This is a genomic window from Streptomyces sp. NPDC007157 (genome assembly GCF_040634235.1).
Lineage (GTDB): Bacteria > Actinomycetota > Actinomycetes > Streptomycetales > Streptomycetaceae > Streptomyces.
Window position 1 is genome coordinate 200,828 of sequence record NZ_JBEYFE010000010.1, and the last position, 19,319, is coordinate 220,146.

Genomic DNA, 19,319 nt, shown 5'->3' on the forward strand with positions numbered 1-19,319 from the left:
GCGGAAGCCCGTGCCCCGGCCCGGTACCGCCGGTGGCCGGCCGCACCGTGGCGCCGGGCGTGATCACCCGCCACACCGTGGTCGAACGCCTCGCCCCGCCGTACCGTGCCACGGCCGCGATGACGCTCCCGCAGACCGCCGGACCGCCGGGCACCGCGGCCGGCCGGGCCGGGTCGGTCCCGCCGGCCGAAGCCGACGGCGCACGGGACGCCCTGCCGGCGGCCGTGGTGGCGGACCGCGCGTTCCTGACGGCGCTCGGGAACCGGGCGGCCGGTGCCGGGGGCTGACCGGCCGTCACTCCGGCAGGGAGCGGAACTACGAGTGACCCAGCTCCGCCGACGTCTCGTCCTCCGTCGCCGGTACCGAGCCGGAGTCGGAGGCGGGGCGGAGCGGGAAGGGGTCGACGCGGGTCTCGTCGATCACCGGGGGTGCCACCACCGGCGGCTTCGGCATGACCGCGGCCTCCGAGTGGCCGCCGCAGCCATAGGCGAAGGAGACGACCCGGCCGTCGGCCGGGGAGAACTCGTTGGCGCAGACGCCGAAGGCCTGGCCCAGGGAGCCGCCGATGGGGGTGAGGAAGCCGCAGCTGACGCAGGTCGCGGGGGCCGCCTGGGCCATCGGGGTCTTGGCGCCGAACGACTCCTCCCAGCGGTCGGCGGCGATGTGCAGGCCGTAGCGGGACAGCACGCGGGCGCGGCGCATGCCCAGTTCCTCGGCGACCGACGCGATCGTGCCCCGGGAGGGGACCGTGGGCAGGTGCGCGGGCGTGCCCGCGGTGACCTCGGCGTCCTCCGCCTCCGCCAGCTCCTCCATCTCCGCCGAGACCGGGGAGTTCGGCTCCGGTCCGTCCTCGCCGGTGTAGCCGGGCTCCAGGCGGAGGTCCTCGGCCTCGGTGGGGAGCAGGTCGCCGGGGCCCATGTCGCCGGGGCGCAGCCGCTCGCTCCAGGGCACCCACTCGGGGGCGAGGAGGGCGTCGGAGCCGGGGAGGAGGACGACCTCGTCCAGCGTGACGAGCTTGGCGCGGGAGGCGCGGGCCACCGTCACCGCCCAGCGCCAGCCGCGGTACCCGAGTTCCTTGCACTCGAAGTAGTGCGTGACGACACGGTCGCCCTCCGCCACCGCGCCGGCGTGCTCGCCGACCACTCCGGGTGCGGCGGCTTCCTCGGCGGCGGTCCGGGCGAGGTCGACCGCCTCGGCGCACAGACGGTCCGGGGTGCGGCTTCGCGTTGTCGCTGCGCTCACAGGTATCGCTTCTCTCCTACGCCGTCTCACGAGTGCGGCTGCCTCCGGCGGTGGGGCGGACGGAGCGGACCTGTGGGCCGCATCGACGTCCGCGTCCGATCGCGCTCGGGCGCACCTCTGCCATCCATTGTGCTTTATGGCTGAGATACGCACGCTACCCCGTCGCCGGTAGTGGGGGACAGTCCGCCGCGATGCCTGCGCGGCGACGGGGGGCCGACAGCGGGGGATGCCACGTGGGGTTGTGGGGCCGGTGCGGGCGAGTGGGGGCCGGTCGCGGCCACGCGGCGGAGCCGCACATCGGGACAGCCCCGCGCCCCTCACGGGCTCGACCGGCCGCGCCGCCGTCTCCGACTCGCTTGGTCACAAAGTGCACTAGGAACTGTCGTCTCAGGGCACTATGAACGACGTGGCAACCGCGAAATCCCCCCAACACACCGTCGGGGTCGGTAGCGGCGCGGGCCGCGTGCGCGGTGCCGTCCGCTCCGTCGGGCGTGCCCTGCACCTCCCGGTGACCGGTACCGCCCGGGGTATCCGCAAGGCCACGCACGCGCACGGCGCCGGTGAGTCCGGTCTGGGCAAGCTGATCGAGCTGCACGCGGTCAACGGCGCGGGCGATGTCATGATCACCGTGGCCCTCGCCTCCACCGTGTTCTTCTCCGTGCCCACCGACGAGGCCCGGGGGCGGGTCGCGCTCTATCTCGCCATCACCATGGCCCCCTTCACCGTTCTCGCCCCGGTCATCGGCCCCCTCCTCGACCGCCTTCCGCACGGCCGCCGGGCCGCGATGGCCGGCGCGATGCTCGCCCGGGCGCTGCTCGCGCTGATCATCTCGGGGGCGGTGGCCGGCGGCGGGCTGGAGCTGTATCCGGCCGCGCTCGGGGTGCTGGTCGCGTCGAAGGCGTACGGCGTGGTGCGCAGCGCCGTCGTGCCCCGGCTGCTGCCGCCCCGGTTCTCCCTCGTGAAGGCCAACTCACGGGTCACCCTCGCCGGGCTGCTGGCCACCGGCGTGGCCGCCCCGATCGGGGCCGGGCTGCACGCCGTCGGCGACCCCTGGCCGCTCTACGGCGCCTTCGTGATCTTCGTTGCCGGGACGTTTCTCTCCTTCACCCTCCCCGCGAAGGTCGACTCGGCCAAGGGCGAGGACGTCGCGCTGCTCGCGGCCGACGAGGAGCATCTGCACGGCCCGCTCCGGAAGGAGGCGAAGCGGCCGGGGCTGCGGACGGTGGGACCCGCCGTCACGCACGCGCTCGGCGCGAACGCGGCCCTGCGCTGCCTCTCCGGCTTCCTGATCTTCTTCCTGGCGTTCCTGCTCCGCGAGCACCCGCTGACCGGCGAGAGCGCGGCGGTGTCGCTGGGGATAGTGGGCGTCGCGGCGGGCGCGGGCAACGCGCTCGGTACGGCGGTGGGGGCCTGGCTGCGCTCCCGGGCGCCGGAGATCATCATCGTGACGGTGGTCGCCGTGGTGCTGGGGACGGCGGTCGTCGCGGCCCTGTTCTTCGGCGCCTTCCTGGTCGCCGTCCTCGCCGCGGTGGCCGGATTCGCCCAGGCGCTGGCCAAGCTGTGCCTGGACGCGCTGATCCAGCGGGACGTGCCGGAGGCGGTGCGCACCTCGGCGTTCGCCCGCTCGGAGACGCTGCTCCAGATGGCCTGGGTGTTCGGCGGGGCGGTGGGCATCGTGATGCCGCTGAACGGCACCCTGGGCCTGGTGGTGGCCGCCGTGATCGTGGCGGCCGGCTGGCTGGCCACCCTGCGCGGCCTGATCGACTCCGCCCGGCACGGCACCCGTGGCCGGACGAGGGTGGCCTGAGGAACGCGGCTGGCGTAACGAACCGGGCACGCCGTACCCCACATGGGGAGCGGGCCGGGAGGTCCGGATAGCCTTCGGCCATGACCACGCTGCAATCCCGCTCGCGACGCCGCCGCGTCGTCGCCGCCGCCGGCGCCGTTTCCGCCGGACTGCTCGTTCTGTCGGCCTGTGACAAGCCGACGCCGATCGCCACGATCACCGTCGGTACGTCCTCGGTCAACTCCGAGGCCGCCTGCTACAACGACGGCAAGGCCCTGAACACGGCCTCCCTCGCGAACTGCCTCAAGGACACCGGGATCAAGTCCATCAAGGTGGACCCGGACGACACGGTCCGCTTCGGCGTCGACCCGAAGATCGCGGACAACGGCTGGACGATCCTGATGAACGGTCAGGCGCTCACCGAGTCCAGCACGAAGACCTACCGCACGATCCCGGGCAGCGTGTTCTTCAACGCCCAGTACGGCGCCTCCGGCGACTCGACCCTCGTCTCCATCAAGGAGGGCGACAAGTCGGTGCTGGGCCTGTGGTCCTTCAAGCTCAAGAAGGACGCCTGACCACGTCCGCCGTACGCATCCTCGTGACCACCGCGGTCCCGGCCGAACGGGACGCGGTGGCAGGGGCGTTCACGGCGGGGACGACCGAGGTACGGCTGCCCGGCCCGGTTCTGCTGCACCGCACGCGCGAGACACGCGCGGAGTACGACCTGCTCGCCGCCGGAGTCGGACCGGCCCTGGCCGCCGCGGGCACCGCGACCGCCCTCACCGCCGCCGCCCTGGACGGCCGGCCCTACGCCCTGGTCGTCTCCGCCGGGATCGCCGGCGGTTTCCGGCCGGCGGCCCCCGTGGGTTCCCTGGTCGTCGCCGACGAGATCGTCGCGGCGGACCTGGGCGCCGAGACGGCCGACGGGTTCGTGCCGGTCACCGAACTGGGATTCGGGACCGTCAGCCACCGTCCGCCGAATTCACTCGTACGAGCCACCGCCGAGGCGACCGGAGCCCGCCCCGGAGCGGTACTCACCGTGTCCACCGTGACCGGCTCCGCCGCCCGTGCGGCCGAACTGCTCGCCCGGCATCCGCACGCCCTCGCCGAGGCCATGGAGGGCTTCGGCGTGGCCGAGGCGGCCGCCGCGCACGGCGTGCCGGTACTGGAGATCCGCGCGGTCTCCAACCCCGTCGGCCCCCGCGACCGAGCCGCCTGGCGCATCCCGGCCGCCCTGGCCGCCCTGACCGGGGCCTTCGGGAAGCTCGCGCCCGCCTTGGAGAGTTGGAACCCACATGACCACCGCTGACTCGTTGCGCATCGCGTACTCGCCCTGCCCGAACGACACCTTCGTCTTCGACGCCCTCGCCCACAGCCGCGTCGCGGGCGCGCCCGCGCTCGACGTGACCTTCGCGGACATCGACATCACCAACGGCATGGCCGAGCGCGGCGAGTCCGACGCGCTGAAGGTGTCGTACGCCGTGCTGCCGTACGTCCTCGACGAGTACGCGCTGCTGCCCTGCGGGGGCGCGCTGGGGCGGGGCTGCGGGCCGCTGGTGCTGACCAGGGAGGCCGGGACGGACCTCACGGGGCGTACGGTCGCCGTACCGAGCGAGAGGTCGACCGCGTACCTGCTGTTCCGCCTCTGGGCGGCGGACACGCTCCCCGGTGGTGTCGGCGAGATCGTGGTCATGCCCTTCCACGAGATCATGCCGGCCGTACGGGACGGGAAGGTCGACGCGGGGCTGGTGATCCACGAGGCGCGCTTCACCTACCAGAACTACGGGCTGCACAAGCTCGCCGACATGGGCGAGCACTGGGAGAACACGACGGGCCTGCCGATCCCGCTCGGCGCGATCATCGCCAAGCGGTCCCTGGGCGCGGAGACACTCACCCGCCTCGCCGAGTCGATCCGTACGTCCGTCCACGCGGCCTGGGACGACCCCGAGGCCTCCCGGCCCTACGTCATGGCGCACGCCCAGGAGATGGACCCGGCCGTCGCCGACCAGCACATCGGGCTCTACGTCAACGAGTTCACCTCGGAACTCGGCGAGGACGGCTACGCGGCGGTACGCGGCCTGCTCACCCGGGCGGCGGCCGAGGGACTCGTGCCGCCCCTCGGCCCGCACGCACTCGATTTCCCGTAAAAACACTTACGGGACTTGCACGCTTGCGTGACTTGTCAGTCTCTTACGCGCTTACACGTCAAGCTGGTCCGCGACCGCGCGCAGCAGCCCGGCGATCTTCGCGCCGGCCGCCTTGTCGGGGTAACGGCCGCGCTCCAGCATCGGCGTGATGTTTTCGAGCAGGGTCGTCAGGTCCTGCACGATCGAGGCCAGTTCGTCCGGCTTCTTGCGCTGGGCGGCGGCGACCGACGGGGTGGGGTCGAGCAGGACCACCGACAGTGCCTGGTCACCGCGTTGACCGGCGACGACGCCGAACTCCACGCGCTGCCCGGGCTTGAGTGCGTCGACCCCGTCGGGGAGAACCGAGGAATGGACGAAGACGTCACCGCCGTCGTCGCGGGAGAGAAAGCCGAAGCCCTTCTCACTGTTGAACCACTTGACCTTGCCGGTAGGCACGTCTGTCCTCGTCCTCGTATCTCGTCGGAAACTGCTCGGGAAACTTCTGAATGCAACAGCTCTGGAACGGGCCTTGATAGCACTCGGGCGGGTCGACCATGACCCGCCGGTACCAAGGCTAATGGTCTTCGGGCGCGTGACAAGACGTCGCCCGGTTGTTCCTTCGGGCAGGGAACTACCCTGGTCGAGTGCGTGACAAAACCCAAGCGAATTCCGCCGGACCCGGTGACCGACTGATCCGCGCCGGTGCCGTGCTCTTCTTCATCGGTACGGTGGCCACTCTCGTCACCGTGATACCGCTGTTCCTCGGCGCGAAGCCTTTTCCGACCTACATGTACGTGCTGAGCATGCTCATGGGCGTCGGCTTCCTGGTCGCGGCCGCCGGAGTGCTCCAGTCGATCGCGGCGGGGCGCCGTCAGGCCCGGGAGGCGTCCTCGCGGTAGGCCGACAGCCAGGCCGGGAGTTCGGTGAGGTCCCCGAGAACCACGTCGGCGCCCGCCGCGAGCAGTTCGTCCGCGTCGCACGGCCCGGTGGCCACGGCGACGGACAGCGCTCCGGCGGTACGTGCCCCGCGCACGTCGCCGACGTGGTCGCCGACGTACACGCCCGCGCCGTGCTCGCGCAGCGCGACGGCCTTCTGCTCGGCCCAGAGGTCGCCGACCACCGCGTCCGGGACTATGCCGAGGTGGCTGAGATGCAGCTTCGCGTTGGGCTCGTACTTCGCGGTGACCACGACGGCCTTGCCTCCCGCGCCCCGCACCGCCGCGACCGCCTCCCGCGCGCCCGGCATGGCGGGCGTCGCGCCGATCGCGATCTCCGGATACATGGCCCGGTACAGATCGCTCATCTCCGCGACCCGCTCCGCGGGAAACCAGTTGATCAACTCCTCGGCGAGCGGCGGCCCCAGCCGGGTGATCGCCAGATCGGCATCGATGAAGGTCCCCGTCCGCTCGGCCAGGGCCGTGTAACAGGCGTGGATCCCGGGCCGGGAGTCGATGAGGGTCATGTCGAGATCGAAGCCGACGGTGAGGGCGCGAGAAGTCATATGGGCCATTGTGCCCGGGTGGGCCGGCCGTCTGGAGGCCGCGGGCCGGTGGGGGCTTGTCGCGCAGTTCCCCGCGCCCCTTCAGGCGGGACCGGTGGACCCACTCTCTTGGGGCGCGGGGAACTCTCTCTTGGGGGCGCGGGAAACCGCGCGAACGACCCCCACCGGCCCGCAGCCGACCGACAACCGGACCCGGCGCCCCCTACCGCGCTCTCTGCGACCGCCAGACCAGGTACAGCGCCGATGCCACCGCCGCGCCCCGGACCACCCACGGCCAGGTCTCGCCCACCGCGTCGCTCATGTGGCCCTGGGCTATCGGGTCGCCCCAGCGGCCCGCGCTGCGGCCCCACAGCCAGACCACCCCGGCCGTCACGGACAGTCCCGGTACCCACATCACGGCCAGCTTGGTCTCCGCCGGGGTGAGCCGTCGGGAGCCATAGGCGATGAGCCAGCCGAGGAGCAGCGCGAACCAGTTGCCGAGCACCGCGCCCACGACCAGCGCGGCGGCGGCGAGCAGCAGCAGGGGGTTGCTCCAGCCGACCGCGGGCCGGGGGACGAGTCGGAGGCGCCGGCGGGCGGTCGGCACGGCTTCGGCCGCCTCGGCCTTCGGGGCCGGCCCGGCGACCTCCACCGGTCCCCCGGCGGCCGCCTCCTCCGGCTCCGCCTCCTCGCGCAGGCGCGGCTTCCTGAGCAGCTCCGGGATCTCCACGCCGCCCACGAACCCCGGCACGCTGTCGCCGTCCCCGAACGGGCTGCTGTCCACCCGCCACCAGTCGGGCGGCATCTGTCCGTCCGCCGGCTCGGCGGGCCGCGGCCGCGGTACGACGCGACGCAACTCCTCGGCCCCGGCGGGCGCCCCGGCCTCCCGCTGGGCGGGAACCGCTGCCGCCGACGGCGCGGTCTGCGTCGTACCCCCCGCCGCCTCCACGACCTCGTCGGGCGAGCCCAGCCGGTCGAGGATGCGCCGCACGGCGGCGGGACTGTCGACGGTCGCTTTCGCCCGGTGCCGGTCGATCTCGTTGCGCAGCCCCGACACCAGCCGCATACGGTCGGCGGACGACAACTGGCGCTGGTGCGCGATGTCCCCGACCCGGCTCAGATACTCGTAGACGACCTGATCACTCTCGATACCCACGAAGTCCCCTCCGGGGCCGCCGCGTTGGATAACCCGTCGGAACGACGGTAGCGCAGGTCACGGCTTATGTCGGCGGGCACACCAGCGGGTGACGCGTCTCCGGGCGGGGGCAGTTGCCGCACTCGCGGCGGCGGGCGGTTCGCCGGCGCCGGTCCTCGTGCCGCCGGACACCACCACGAAGTGGCTCGGGCCCGGGTCGACCCGCACGGCCCGTCGCCCGCCGGCACCCGGGACGCGTCAGTGGCCCGGCCGGTGTCGACGGCGCAGGAACACGGGGTGCCGTGCGGGACGTCTGCGAAACGTCCCGTTCGCCCGGTGCTCGCCCCATACGCGGAAGAGGCCGTGGACAGGTGATCCCGGTCCCCGCCCCGCACCCGCTACCGTGGGTCGGATGAGCAACCCGGCCACCCCGCCGCGCTCCCTCGCGGAGGCGCTTCGCGCCAGGGACGACGCCTCCCTGGCCGTCCTGCTGCGCGCCCGCCCCGACCTCATCACCCCCGTCCCCACCGATCTCACCCAGCTGGCCACCCGGGCCGGCACCCGCGCCTCGGTGTTGCGCGCCCTGGAACGCCTGGACCGCTTCGCCCTGCAGACCGCGGAGGCGCTCGCGGTGGCCGGCGACCCGGCGTCGTACCAGGAACTGCTGGGCCTGATGGCCGGTGACGGCGGGGACCCGTCGGTCGCCGCCGCCCTGCCGCGCGCCGTCACCGTGCTCCGCGACCAGGCGCTGGTGTGGGGCGACGACGACCGGCTGCGGCTGGTGCGGACCGCGCGCGAGGTGCTCGCCCCGTCCCCGCAGTACCCCTCGCCGACCGGGCTGGGCCCGACCGTGCGGGAGGCCACCTCGGGCATGTCACCGGGCCGGATCCAGGAGATCGTCACCGCCGCCGGGCTGCCCTCCACACACGACTCGGTGTCCGCGGCGGACGCGCTCGGCAAGCTGTTCGGCCACCGCAAGAAGATGGCGAAGCTGCTCGCCGCCGCGCCCGCCGAGTCCCGCGAGGTCCTCTCCCGGCTGGTCTGGGGGCCGCCGTACGGTCAGGTCACCCCGGAACCGGCCGCCCATCTGCGCTGGCTCCTGGACCGCGGCCTGCTGCTGCCGACCGCGCCGGGCACGGTCGTCCTCCCCCGCGAGGTCGCCCTGCACCTGCGCGAGGGCCGGGCGCACCGCGAGCCGGAGCCGGTGCCGCCCGCGGTCGAGCCGACGGCGACGCACCGTCCACAGGTTGTGGACACCACGGCGGCCGGACAGGCCTACACCGCGCTCGCCACCGTCGAGGAACTGCTGAAGGACTGGGACGAGGGCGGCCCGACCGTACTGCGGGCCGGCGGGCTCAGCGTCCGGGACCTGAAGCGGACGGCCGTGGCCCTGGACCTGCCCGAGCCGATCGCCGCCTTCTGGGTCGAGCTGGCGTACGCGGCCGGGCTGCTCGCCTCCGACGGCGACGCCGACGAACGCTACGCGGCCACCCCCGCCTACGACGAGTGGGTGGACCGCCCCCCTGCCGAACGCTGGTCCCAGCTCGCCCAGGCCTGGCTCACCGCGACCCGCGCCTCCGGTCTGGTCGGCGGCCGGGACGCCAAGGACCGCGCGCTGTCGGCGCTCGGCCCCGGCCTCGACCGCTCGGCGGCGCCCGAGGTACGGCACCGGGTACTGACCCTGCTGGCCGGGCTCCCGGAGGGCACCGCCCCGACCGCCGCCTCGGTACTGGCCCGGCTGCGCTGGGAACGCCCGCTGCGCGGCCCCCAGCAGCAGGGCGACGACCTGCGCGGCCGCCTGGCCCGCTGGACCCTGTCGGAGGCCGAGCTGCTGGGCGTGACGGGTCGCGGGGCGCTGTCGGCGCAGGGCAGGGCGCTCCTCGGGGCGCCCCCGGTGGAACCCCTGGCGGAGCCTCTGGGGGAGAAGGAGCAGGAGGCCGCCGGGCCCGGCGACAAGCTTCCCGTGCACCACCACCGTCCCGCCGCCGTCCTCGAACCCCTCTCCCCGCCCGAGCAGGCCGTCGCCGCCGCGGCCGCCGCCCGTCTGCTCGCCCCGCTGCTGCCCGAGCCCCTCGACCACGTGCTGCTCCAGGCCGACCTGACGGCGGTCGCCCCCGGCCCGCTGCGGCGCCCGCTCGCCGACGCGCTGGGCGTACTCGCCGACGTCGAGTCCAAGGGCGGCGCCACCGTCTACCGCTTCACGCCCGCCTCGGTCCGCCGCGCCCTGGACGCCGGCCGCACCGCCACCGACCTGCACGCCTTCCTCACCACCCACTCCCGCACCCCGGTCCCGCAGCCGCTCGCCTACCTGATCGACGACGTGGCCCGCAAGCACGGCCATCTGCGGGTGGGGGCGGCCTCGGCGTACGTCCGCTGCGACGACGACACCGTCCTGAACGAGATCATGGCCGACAAGCGGGCCGCCGCCCTGCGCCTGCGCCGCCTGGCCCCGACCGTGCTCGCCACCCAGGCCGACCCGGCCACCCTCCTGGAGGGCCTGCGCGCGATGGGCTACGCGCCCGCGGCCGAGTCCGCCGAGGGCGATGTCCTGATCACCCGCGCCCACGCCCACCGCACCCCGCCGCGCACCGCCCCCGAGCCGGTCCCGGACGGCCCGCCCCCGCCGGACGGCACCCTCCTGGCCGCCGCGATCCGCGCGATCCGCGCCGGTGACCTGGCCGCCACCACCCCGCGCAAGGCGACCGGCACCGCCGTCCAGGGCGGCGAACTCCCGCGCACCACCGCCGCCGAGACCCTCGCCACCATGCAGGCCGCCGTCCTCACCGGCGGCACCCTGTGGATCGGCTACGTCAACGCCGAGGGCACCGCCAGCCAGCGCGTCATCGCCCCCATCCGCGTGGAGGGCGGCTTCGTCACGGCGTACGACCACACGGCCGACGAGGTACGCACCTACCCCCTGCACCGGGTGACGGGGGTGGCGGAACTCGCGGAGGAGTAGCGGGCGCGGGCGGCCGAGCCGGTCGGCGAGGTCGGCCGCGGTTCGACGGCGCCGCGCAAGGGGGCCGAAGGGGCGCGTTCGGCGGCGCCGCGAAGGGCCCGAAGGGGCGCGGGCCCGCGTCGGTATGAGGCTGCGCCGCGGGGCGCGACCGGCCACGACGGTGCCGCGGCCGAACGCGGGCCCGTCGCGGCGCTCACCGCGGAATCCTCAGCAGTACCGCACCGGTGCGTCCGCCGGCAGGGCGAAGTGGCTGCGCGCCACGGCCCGCAGCCCGGTGGACTCCATCTCCTTGTCGAGGCGGGATTCGGCGTAGCGGCTGAAGTGGTTCTCCGTCCACTCGCCGTAGCCCTCGCCGTCCGGCGGCTCCTCCTCGGCGACGACGCGGTACCCGCCGCGCGCCGCGTCCCGCTCCAGCCGGACCACCTGCGGTATCTGTGCGCCGCCGCACTCCACCAGGGCGCCGGCGCGCTCGCCGTACTCCAGGCACAGAGTGTCGACCCCGGCCCGCACCTGGTCCCCGCTCTCCGTCAGGTCCAGGGCCTCCGCCCGGCAGAACCAGCGCGACCGGAGTTCGGGCTCGCTCTCCCCCGCCCCGGTTCCCGCGGCCTGCGCCACGAGCCGGGCCTCTATCGCGGGACGCACCTCGGTCCACAGGCCGGCGTCCACTCCGGCGGACCCGTGCGCCCACACCGCCGTCACCACCAGCACCGCCACCGCCCCGGCGCCCGGCCCCCAGATACGTACGGACGTCACCCCACCCCTCCTCACCGAACCACACGCGTTGCGCGGCTCCCCCCTGGGACATGACACCCGAAACGGGCCCGAGGTTGCATCGGGCGGTCCCTCGCTCCCGGAAGGCACGTTCTGTCGAGCGGCGCAGGTGATCGCTCGCCCATGAGGCACACTGGAACTTTGGCCCATGACGATGGCCGCCATGGCGATGGCCGCATGAGCCGAAAGGGAAAGGTGCCGCGCGTGAATGGTCCGTTGATCGTCCAGTCCGACAAGACGCTGCTCCTGGAAGTCGACCATGAGCGGGCCGACGAATGCCGTCGGGCGATCGCGCCCTTCGCCGAGCTGGAGCGGGCGCCGGAGCACATCCACACCTACCGGGTGACCCCGCTGGGCCTGTGGAACGCGCGGGCGGCCGGGCACGACGCCGAGCAGGTCGTGGACGCGCTGGTGGAGTACAGCCGCTATCCGGTGCCGCACGCGCTGCTGGTCGACATCGCCGAGACGATGGACCGCTACGGCCGGCTGACGCTCTCCAAGCACCCGGCGCACGGGCTGGTGCTCACCACCACCGACCGGCCGGTCCTGGAGGAGATCCTGCGCTCCAAGCGGGTCATCCCGCTGGTCGGCGCCCGGATCGACCCCGACACCGTGGCCGTGCACCCCTCCGAGCGCGGGCAGATCAAGCAGACGCTGCTGAAGCTGGGCTGGCCCGCCGAGGACCTCGCCGGATACGTGGACGGCGAGGCCCACGCGATCGAGCTCGCCGAGGACGGCTGGGCGCTGCGGCCGTACCAGAAGCAGGCCGTGGAGAACTTCTGGCACGGCGGCAGCGGCGTGGTCGTGCTGCCCTGCGGGGCGGGCAAGACGCTGGTCGGCGCCGGGTCCATGGCACAGGCCAAGTCGACGACCCTGATCCTGGTCACCAACACCGTCTCCGCGCGCCAGTGGAAGCACGAGCTGGTGAAGCGGACCAGTCTCACCGAGGACGAGATCGGGGAGTACAGCGGGACGCGGAAGGAGATCCGGCCCGTCACGATCGCCACGTACCAGGTGCTCACGACCAAGCGGAAGGGCGTCTACCCGCACCTCGAACTCTTCGACTCCCGTGACTGGGGTCTGATCGTCTACGACGAGGTCCATCTGCTGCCGGCTCCTGTCTTCAAGTTCACCGCCGATCTGCAGGCGCGCCGGCGGCTGGGGCTGACGGCCACCCTCGTGCGCGAGGACGGCCGGGAATCGGACGTGTTCTCCCTCATCGGGCCCAAGCGCTTCGACGCCCCGTGGAAGGAGATCGAGGCGCAGGGCTACATCGCGCCCGCCGACTGTGTCGAGGTGCGGGTGAACCTCACGGACTCGGAGCGGCTCGCCTACGCCACCGCCGAGACCGAGGAGAAGTACCGCTTCTGTGCGACCACCGCTACCAAGCGGAAGGTCACGGAGGCGATCGTGAAGCGTTTCGCGGGCCAGCAGATCCTTGTCATCGGCCAGTACATCGACCAGCTCGACGAGCTGGGCGAGCATCTGAACGCCCCGGTCATCAAGGGTGAGACCTCCAACGCCCAGCGCGAGAAGCTCTTCGACGCCTTCCGTGAGGGCGAGATCAGCGTGCTGGTGGTGTCGAAGGTCGCCAACTTCTCCATCGACCTGCCGGAGGCGACGGTCGCCATCCAGGTGTCGGGCACCTTCGGCTCCCGCCAGGAGGAGGCCCAGCGCCTCGGCCGGGTGCTCCGCCCCAAGGCCGACGGCCACCAGGCCCACTTCTACTCCGTCGTCGCCCGCGACACGATCGACCAGGACTTCGCCGCCCACCGGCAGCGGTTCCTGGCGGAACAGGGGTACGCCTACCGCATCGTGGACGCGGACGAGCTCCTCCCGGAGGGCACGGCGGGTACGGACGCCGCGGAGGGCTGAGTCCCCGGCCGGGCGTGGCCGTGCCGTCGTAGGACCACGGCCGCGCCCGCCAGCAGTGCCAGCCCCAGGAGCGGGTAGGGCGCCGCGAACGGCTGCTGCCACCAGGGCAGGCGCAGGTCCCGGTCGCCCTCGTGCGGCAGCAGCCACATCGTGCGGGCCGTGAACACGAGCGCCGCGGTGGCCGCGATGAGCGTGCGGCCCTCCGCCTGCAGTACCGCCAGCAGCGGGACGCACCACACCCAGTGATGGGACCAGCTGATCGGGCTGATCAGCAGTGCCGTGAACGCGGTGAGCAGGATGCCCCAGCGGTCGCCGTCGGCGCGCTGCGTGAGGTCGGCGCGGTGGGCGAGGTCGGCGCGATGGGCGCGGTCGGCGCGGTGGGCGCGGGTCGCCAGCCACAGGCCCGTCGCCGCGACCACGGCCGCCGGGAGGGCCCAGGTCAGGCCCGGTGCCGCCGTGCCCGTGGCCCTTGCGATCAGGCCCTGGAGCGACTGGTTGTCGACGATCCAGGCCTTGCCGACCCGGCCGGTCTCGAACAGGCGCCGCGTCCAGAAGTCCACGGTCGCCGTGGGGAGGAACAGGGCGCCGAGCGCTGCCGTACCGGCGAAGGACGCCGTCGCAACGCCTGCCTCCTTTCTGCGGGCGGTGAGGAACAGATAGGCGATGAAGATCGCCGGGGTGAGTTTGACGCCCGCCGCGATGCCCAGGGCCAGGCCCTTGGCGCGGGCACCGGGCGGGCGGGTGAGGTCCCAGAGGACCAGGCAGGCGATCGCCAGGTTGATCTGGCCGAAGAGGAGGGTCTGGAAGACCGGCTCCAGCCAGAGGGCGAGGGCGGTGGCCGTGCACAGCACGGGGAGGGGTGCCGTGCGGCCGGCCAGGCGGGCGGAGAGGGCGACGAGACAGGCGAGCAGGAGCGCGTTGCCCGCGAGGAACGCCGCCTTCAGGGCCGGGACGGGGATCCAGGCCGCCGGGACGAACAGGACCGCCGCGAAGGGCGGGTAGGTCGCCGGCAGCCGCCACTCGGTGACGGTGAAGCCGTACAGGTCACTGCCGTGGACCACGGCCTCGCCCTCGGCCCGGTAGACCAGCAGATCGGCCATCGGGGCGTGCAGCAGGACGCAGAGGGCGACGAAGGAGGAGAGGGAGACCGCCAGAAGAGAGAGGGCGGAGAGGGAAACGGGGCGGGTGAGGGAGGGCAGGGGAGATGACGTCACCGTCCGGTTCGGCACGGAGGCGACACTATGCCGTCACCTGCGGCGTATGCCCGCTTCCTCGCCGTATTCGCCGAGTATGACGACGCTGAACGCCGCGCCGACGAAGACCTTGACGGCACGCAGGGCGTCGCCCAGACGGTGCTGGGGGTGCGGGACGCCGTCCAGGGCGGTGGCGCCCGGCGGACGGCTGGGGGCTGGATGGATGGTTGCTGCGCTCATGCCTCAATGGTGGAACTTCGGGCACAAGTACGGAATCGGTCCACGGGTCCAATTTCCGGCTTCCGCCGGTCCACCCGCCGGTGGACCCCACCCCCTACCTCCGCCCCACCCCACGAGGGACCCTCCCCTAGGGGACGCTCCCCTCTTCTGGGCGCCCAGCCCCCTCGGCACGCCCCGCCGAGTCCGCCCCACTCACCCACCGTGCCCGGCCCACCCCCGCCCGGCCCACCCCCGCCCGGTCGCCCTCCCGCCCCGGTCGCCCCCGCCCGGCCCACCCCCGCCCGGTCGCCCTCCCGCCCCGGTCGCCCCCGCCCGGTCGCCCTCCCGCCCGGTCGCCCCCGTCCCGTCGCCCCTCCTCGGCACGCCGAGGGAAATCCATTGGCCTCCGCCGCCCCCGCCTCACTACAATCTCCGCTCTTGCCCGCCTCCGTCCCCGGAGTGCCGCCGCCCGGACGGAAACCGGTCGGCTGATCGCCACCCGTGCGCCACTCACACCTGAGCGCCACCCACTCGCAGGCCTTCGGAGGCACCCCCTTGTCCACGCCCGCCCACGACCCCCTCACGGACCCGCACGCCGAAGCCACCGACCCCCTCTCCCGTGAGCGCGCCCACCTCGCCGGCTCCCGGTCCGCTCTGCGGGCCATGCGGGAGGACGTCGAGTCGCTGGACATCAGCGACGTCACCGCGAACTGGGTCAACGCCGAGGTCCTCGCCCGCCAGATCGAGGAGCGCATCAAGGCGCTGGCCGATCTCAGCGACACGCCTCTCTTCTTCGGCCGCCTCGACTACCTGCACGCCCCCGGCGCCGACCAGGCCGAGGGGGCGTACGGCGAGCGCTTCTACATCGGGCGCCGGCACGTCCACGACCACGACGGCGACCCGATGGTCATCGACTGGCGGGCACCGGTCTCGCAGCCGTTCTACCGCGCGTCCAAGAAGGACCCGATGGACGTCGCGCTGCGCCGCCGCTTCGGATACACCCGCGGCGACATCACGGCGTACGAGGACGAGCACCTGTCCGACCCGGCCGAGGCGGCCCGGACCAGCAAGCTGCTCCAGCAGGAGATCGAGCGCCCGCGCGTGGGCCCGATGCGGGACATCGTCGCGACCATCCAGCCCGAGCAGGACGAGATCGTGCGCAGCGGGCTCGGCGGAACCGTGTGCGTGCAGGGAGGGCCGGGGACCGGAAAGACCGCCGTCGGCCTGCACCGGGTCGCGTACCTCCTCTACGCCCACCGGGAGCGCCTCGCCCGCACCGGCACCCTGGTCATCGGCCCGAACCGCTCCTTCCTCCACTACATCGAGCAGGTGCTCCCGGCGCTGGGCGAGCTGACGGTGCAGCAGGCCACGGTGGACGACCTGGTGGCGAACGGCGTCGAGGTGCGCGGCACCGACACCGCCCCCGCCGCGGTCATCAAGGGCGACGCCCGGATGGCGGAGGTGCTGCGCAGGGCCGTGTACGCGCACGTCACGATGCCCGGCGAACCGGTGGTGGTGGTCCGCGGCTCCCGGCGCTGGCGCGTCCCGGCGTACGAACTGGAGGAAATCGTCAGGGAGTTGCTGGCCCGCGGCATCCGGTACGGCGCGGCGCGCGAGGCCCTGCCGCAGCGCATCGCGCACGCCGTGCTGGTCCAGATGGAACGCTCGGGCGAGGCTCCCGACGACCGGGTGCAGGACTCGGTGGCCCGCAACGCGGCGGTGAAGGCGGCCGTCAAACAGGTCTGGCCGCCGGTCGACCCGGCGAAACTCGTGCTGCGCCTGCTCACGGACGCGGACTTCCTCGCCGTGCACGCGGAGGGGATCCTCACCGCCGACGAGCAGAAGACGATCGCCTGGGAGAAGGCGGTGCGCAGCGTCAAGTCGGCCAAGTGGTCGGCCGCGGACGCCGTGCTGATCGACGAGACGACGGATCTCGTCCAGCGGACGCACTCCCTCGGCCATGTGGTCCTGGACGAGGCACAGGACCTGTCGCCCATGCAGTACCGCGCGGTTGGCCGTCGCTGCACCACCGGCTCGGCGACCGTCCTCGGCGACCTGGCGCAGGGCACCACGCCCTGGGCGACCCGGAGTTGGGACGAGGCCCTGTCCCACCTCGGCAAGTCGGACGGCGTGATCGAGGAACTGACGGCGGGTTTCCGCGTCCCGACGGACGTCATCACCTACGCCTCCCGGCTTCTCCCGCACATCGCCCCCGGCCTCACCCCGGTGGCGTCGGTCCGTGAGAACCCCGGCTTCTTCGCGGTGCGTTCGATCGCCGGCACCGCCGAAACCGTGGCGGCCTGCGAGGAGTTGCTGCGCCACGAGGGATCGACGGGCCTGATCGCGGCGGACGCGCGGGTAGCGGCGCTCGCGGAAGCCCTGACGGCGGCGGGCATCGGATATCTCGCCCCCGGCGAGGAGACGACGGCCGAGACCCGTCTCACCCTGGTCCCGGCGTCACTGGCGAAGGGTCTGGAGTACGACTACGTGGTCCTGGACGAGCCGCAGGCGGTCGTCGACGGCGAACCCGACGAACGCACCGGCCTGCGCCGCCTCTACGTCGCCCTCACCCGGGCCGTCTCCGGCCTGATCGTGACGCACACGGCCCCGCTCCCGCCCCAGCTGACCTGACGTATCCCGTCCCGGGGCACGAGGCGAACGCCCCGGAGGCGCGGTGCCGTCCACCGGGCGTGCCGCGACGGCGTCGAGGGCCGGTTCGGGCGCACCCGATCCGGTCCTCGACGCCGTCGTGGGGTTCAGGCGCTGTGGCGGTGGACCGCGTCGAGGAGCTGGTCGATGTCGTCGGCGTCGTGGGAGAAGGCGGTGACGAAGCGGACGATGCCCGGCTCCCAGCGGTCGTGGTAGAAGGCGTAACCCTCGGCGAGGAGCCCGTCGGTGACGTGCTGGGGCAGGCGGCAGAAGAGGATGTTGGCCTGCGGGGCGGCCAGCAGGCCGACGCCGGGGACGGCCTTGAGACCGGCGCCGAGGCGGGCGGCCATGGCGTTGGCCCGGCGGGCGTTGTCCAGCCACAGGTCGTCGGTGAGGTAGGCGTCGAGCTGGGCCGTCTGGAAGCGCATCTTGGAGGTGAGCTGACCGCCGCGCTTGGTCCGGAGGGCCAGTTCCGTGGCGAGGGCGGGGTCGAAGGAGACGATGGCGTCGGCGGTCATCGCCCCGTTCTTGGTGGCACCGAAGGACAGGACGTCGACCCCCGCCTTCCAGGTCATCTCGGCCGGGGTGGCGTCGAGGTGGACCAGGGCGTTGGCGAAGCGAGCGCCGTCCATGTGGACGCGCAGGCCGGCGCCCCTGGCGATCGAGGACAGCCGGCGGATCTCCTCGACGGTGTGGACGCTGCCGCTCTCGGTGGCCTGGCTGATGCTCACCACGGACGGCTGCACGCTGTGGACGTCGCCGGCGCGGCGGCGCACCGCCGTCCGGAGTGCCTCGGGGTCGATCTTGCTGTCGAGGCCGGGGAGTCCGACGAGCTTGGCGCCGCCGGTGAAGAACTCGGGGGCTCCGCATTCGTCGTGGTGGATGTGGCTGTCCTGGTGGGCGAGGACGCTGCCCCACGGCGGGGTGAGCGCGGCCAGGGCGAGGCCGTTGGCGGCGGATCCGGTGGAGACGGGGAAGACGTCGACGTCCCGTTCGAAGATCTCGGCGAGCCTGCGGCGGGCACGCTCGGTGAAGGGGTCGTTGCCGTAGGGCAGGACCTGCCCCACGGCCGCGTCGGCGACGGCCGCGGCTATGCGCGGGGAGGCTCCGGCCATGTTGTCGCTGATGAAGGACAGGCCGGACGGGGTGGTGGCGATGGGGGCGGCGGTGGTCATGCGGGGTGTTCCCGTTCTCAGGAGCTGATGGGGGAGGCGAAGACGACGGTGATGTCCACCGCCTCCGCGCCGGTGCGGTAGAAGTGCGGGGCGTCGCCGGCGAAGGCGAGCATGTCGCCGGGGCCGAGGTCGTGCGGGGCGTCGACCGGTCCGGCGGTGACGTGTCCGGTGGAGATGATCAGGTGCTCGATCGTGCCGGTGGCGTGCGGGACACCGGCCAGCTCGGTCTCGGGCCGGATGCGCAGCCGCCAGATCTCCAGGCTGTTGCCGCTGCTGATGCGGCGCAGCAACTCGCGGGTGACCTCGCCGGGTTCGGCCTCGGTGCCCGCCCGGTAGACCGGGCCGGTGTCGGCGTCGCGTGCGAGCAGGTCGGCGATCGGGATGCGCAGTGCGATCGCGATGGCGTCCAGGGTGTCGATGGTCGGGTTGCCCCGGCCGGCCTCCAGCTGGGACAGGGTGGCCTTGCTCAGTCCGGCACGCCGGGCCATCTCCGCGGCGCTCATGCCGCGCTGCTGGCGGCGCAACCGGATCTTCGCGCCGACCGCGGCCGATGTACTGCTCACCGGCTGCCGCCCGGTCCCGGGCCCGGGCTGCGGGCCCATCAACGGACCCAGAAGTCGTTTGAGTGAACCATACGTTCACTATAACAGGCCATACCGATATGGCGAACCTGGTGTTCATTTAAATGAACACCAGGGGTGGGAGGGCA

The 19,319-nt window shown here is 73.3% G+C and carries 18 protein-coding genes; 9 read left to right on the forward strand and 9 right to left on the reverse strand.

The features are described 5' to 3' along the window. Positions 1 to 32: 32 nt before the first annotated feature. Positions 33 to 287 (forward strand): hypothetical protein, encoded by a 255-nt coding sequence (locus ABZ642_RS20515; RefSeq protein ID WP_360485653.1) that lies wholly within the window; start codon positions 33 to 35, stop codon positions 285 to 287. Positions 288 to 315: 28 nt separating this feature from the next. On the opposite strand, the gene ABZ642_RS20520 is transcribed toward ABZ642_RS20515, so the two are convergent. Beyond that, on the reverse strand, positions 316 to 1,242 hold the full coding sequence (locus ABZ642_RS20520; RefSeq protein ID WP_360485656.1) for a DUF3027 domain-containing protein: 927 nt from the start codon (positions 1,240 to 1,242) through the stop codon (positions 316 to 318). 463 nt (positions 1,243 to 1,705) lie between these two features. On the opposite strand from ABZ642_RS20520, the gene ABZ642_RS20525 reads away from it, so the two are divergent. The 4 genes from ABZ642_RS20525 (at position 1,706) to ABZ642_RS20540 (ending at position 5,175) form a co-directional block, all read left to right on the forward strand. Further along, the gene (locus ABZ642_RS20525; RefSeq protein ID WP_360485980.1) at positions 1,706 to 3,049 is read left to right on the forward strand and encodes an MFS transporter; all 1,344 of its coding nucleotides are present in this window, start codon (positions 1,706 to 1,708) and stop codon (positions 3,047 to 3,049) included. An 80-nt stretch (positions 3,050 to 3,129) separates the two neighbouring features. Then, positions 3,130 to 3,603: a DUF2771 domain-containing protein gene (locus ABZ642_RS20530; RefSeq protein WP_360485659.1), complete on the forward strand. Its 474-nt coding sequence runs from the start codon at positions 3,130 to 3,132 to the stop codon at positions 3,601 to 3,603. Beyond that, positions 3,573 to 4,337 carry a futalosine hydrolase gene (locus ABZ642_RS20535; RefSeq protein ID WP_360485662.1) on the forward strand — a complete coding sequence of 255 codons (765 nt, stop codon included), beginning with the start codon at positions 3,573 to 3,575 and terminating at the stop codon, positions 4,335 to 4,337. The genes ABZ642_RS20530 and ABZ642_RS20535 overlap by 31 nt, the downstream gene beginning before the upstream one ends. Beyond that, a complete protein-coding gene (locus tag ABZ642_RS20540; protein ID WP_360485664.1) occupies positions 4,324 to 5,175 on the forward strand; it encodes a 1,4-dihydroxy-6-naphthoate synthase in 852 nt (283 codons plus the stop codon). Before ABZ642_RS20535 ends, ABZ642_RS20540 begins: the two co-directional genes overlap by 14 nt. Positions 5,176 to 5,226: 51 nt before the next feature. On the opposite strand, the gene ABZ642_RS20545 is transcribed toward ABZ642_RS20540, so the two are convergent. Continuing rightward, on the reverse strand, positions 5,227 to 5,610 hold the full coding sequence (locus ABZ642_RS20545) for a cold-shock protein (RefSeq protein WP_093501504.1): 384 nt from the start codon (positions 5,608 to 5,610) through the stop codon (positions 5,227 to 5,229). A gap of 188 nt (positions 5,611 to 5,798) precedes the next feature. On the opposite strand from ABZ642_RS20545, the gene ABZ642_RS20550 reads away from it, so the two are divergent. Beyond that, on the forward strand, positions 5,799 to 6,053 hold the full coding sequence (locus ABZ642_RS20550) for a hypothetical protein (RefSeq protein ID WP_360485667.1): 255 nt from the start codon (positions 5,799 to 5,801) through the stop codon (positions 6,051 to 6,053). On the opposite strand, the gene ABZ642_RS20555 is transcribed toward ABZ642_RS20550, so the two are convergent. Together ABZ642_RS20555 and ABZ642_RS20560 are read right to left on the reverse strand one after the other, a co-directional pair. Next, positions 6,026 to 6,664, reverse strand: a complete 639-nt coding sequence (locus tag ABZ642_RS20555; RefSeq protein WP_360485670.1) for an HAD family hydrolase — start codon at positions 6,662 to 6,664, stop codon at positions 6,026 to 6,028. The two genes, ABZ642_RS20550 and ABZ642_RS20555, sit on opposite strands and share 28 nt — an antisense overlap. A 193-nt stretch (positions 6,665 to 6,857) precedes the next feature. Beyond that, entirely contained in the window at positions 6,858 to 7,790 is a 933-nt protein-coding gene (locus ABZ642_RS20560; protein ID WP_360485672.1) for a hypothetical protein, read from the reverse strand. A gap of 391 nt (positions 7,791 to 8,181) precedes the next feature. On the opposite strand from ABZ642_RS20560, the gene ABZ642_RS20565 reads away from it, so the two are divergent. Then, complete coding sequence (locus ABZ642_RS20565; protein ID WP_360485675.1) at positions 8,182 to 10,728, forward strand: helicase-associated domain-containing protein; 2,547 nt, start codon at positions 8,182 to 8,184, stop codon at positions 10,726 to 10,728. A 207-nt stretch (positions 10,729 to 10,935) separates the two neighbouring features. On the opposite strand, the gene ABZ642_RS20570 is transcribed toward ABZ642_RS20565, so the two are convergent. Further along, a complete protein-coding gene (locus ABZ642_RS20570; protein WP_360485678.1) occupies positions 10,936 to 11,481 on the reverse strand; it encodes a hypothetical protein in 546 nt (181 codons plus the stop codon). Positions 11,482 to 11,703: 222 nt separating this feature from the next. Here ABZ642_RS20570 and ABZ642_RS20575 point away from each other — a divergent pair, with 222 nt between their 5' ends. Beyond that, the gene (locus ABZ642_RS20575; RefSeq protein WP_360485681.1) at positions 11,704 to 13,374 is read left to right on the forward strand and encodes a DNA repair helicase XPB; all 1,671 of its coding nucleotides are present in this window, start codon (positions 11,704 to 11,706) and stop codon (positions 13,372 to 13,374) included. Here the strand turns inward: ABZ642_RS20575 and ABZ642_RS20580 are convergent. After that, positions 13,305 to 14,474: a glycosyltransferase 87 family protein gene (locus ABZ642_RS20580; protein ID WP_360485983.1), complete on the reverse strand. Its 1,170-nt coding sequence runs from the start codon at positions 14,472 to 14,474 to the stop codon at positions 13,305 to 13,307. The genes ABZ642_RS20575 and ABZ642_RS20580 overlap by 70 nt on opposite strands. 147 nt (positions 14,475 to 14,621) lie before the next feature. Continuing rightward, positions 14,622 to 14,807 (reverse strand): hypothetical protein, encoded by a 186-nt coding sequence (locus tag ABZ642_RS20585; protein ID WP_360485683.1) that lies wholly within the window; start codon positions 14,805 to 14,807, stop codon positions 14,622 to 14,624. 534 nt (positions 14,808 to 15,341) lie between these two features. Here ABZ642_RS20585 and ABZ642_RS20590 point away from each other — a divergent pair. Further along, positions 15,342 to 17,417: a UvrD-helicase domain-containing protein gene (locus ABZ642_RS20590; protein WP_360485685.1), complete on the forward strand. Its 2,076-nt coding sequence runs from the start codon at positions 15,342 to 15,344 to the stop codon at positions 17,415 to 17,417. Between the two features lie 125 nt (positions 17,418 to 17,542). Here the strand turns inward: ABZ642_RS20590 and ABZ642_RS20595 are convergent, their stop codons facing one another. Both ABZ642_RS20595 and ABZ642_RS20600 read right to left on the reverse strand, forming a co-directional pair. Further along, positions 17,543 to 18,610 carry a beta-eliminating lyase-related protein gene (locus tag ABZ642_RS20595; RefSeq protein WP_360485688.1) on the reverse strand — a complete coding sequence of 356 codons (1,068 nt, stop codon included), beginning with the start codon at positions 18,608 to 18,610 and terminating at the stop codon, positions 17,543 to 17,545. 17 nt (positions 18,611 to 18,627) lie between these two features. Continuing rightward, positions 18,628 to 19,173: an XRE family transcriptional regulator gene (locus ABZ642_RS20600; protein WP_360485691.1), complete on the reverse strand. Its 546-nt coding sequence runs from the start codon at positions 19,171 to 19,173 to the stop codon at positions 18,628 to 18,630. Positions 19,174 to 19,319 lie beyond the last annotated feature (146 nt).

Excerpts from the sequence above, each read along its gene's own strand:
- ABZ642_RS20530 (WP_360485659.1), top strand. The coding sequence starts at position 3,130 with ATGACCACGCTGCAATCCCGCTCGCGACGCCGCCGCGTCGTCGCCGCC.
- ABZ642_RS20540 (WP_360485664.1), top strand. The coding sequence starts at position 4,324 with ATGACCACCGCTGACTCGTTGCGCATCGCGTACTCGCCCTGCCCGAAC.
- ABZ642_RS20555 (WP_360485670.1), bottom strand. The coding sequence starts at position 6,664 with ATGGCCCATATGACTTCTCGCGCCCTCACCGTCGGCTTCGATCTCGAC.
- ABZ642_RS20565 (WP_360485675.1), top strand. The coding sequence starts at position 8,182 with ATGAGCAACCCGGCCACCCCGCCGCGCTCCCTCGCGGAGGCGCTTCGC.
- ABZ642_RS20580 (WP_360485983.1), bottom strand. The coding sequence starts at position 14,474 with ATGGCCGATCTGCTGGTCTACCGGGCCGAGGGCGAGGCCGTGGTCCAC.
- ABZ642_RS20585 (WP_360485683.1), bottom strand. The coding sequence starts at position 14,807 with ATGAGCGCAGCAACCATCCATCCAGCCCCCAGCCGTCCGCCGGGCGCC.
- ABZ642_RS20595 (WP_360485688.1), bottom strand. The coding sequence starts at position 18,610 with ATGACCACCGCCGCCCCCATCGCCACCACCCCGTCCGGCCTGTCCTTC.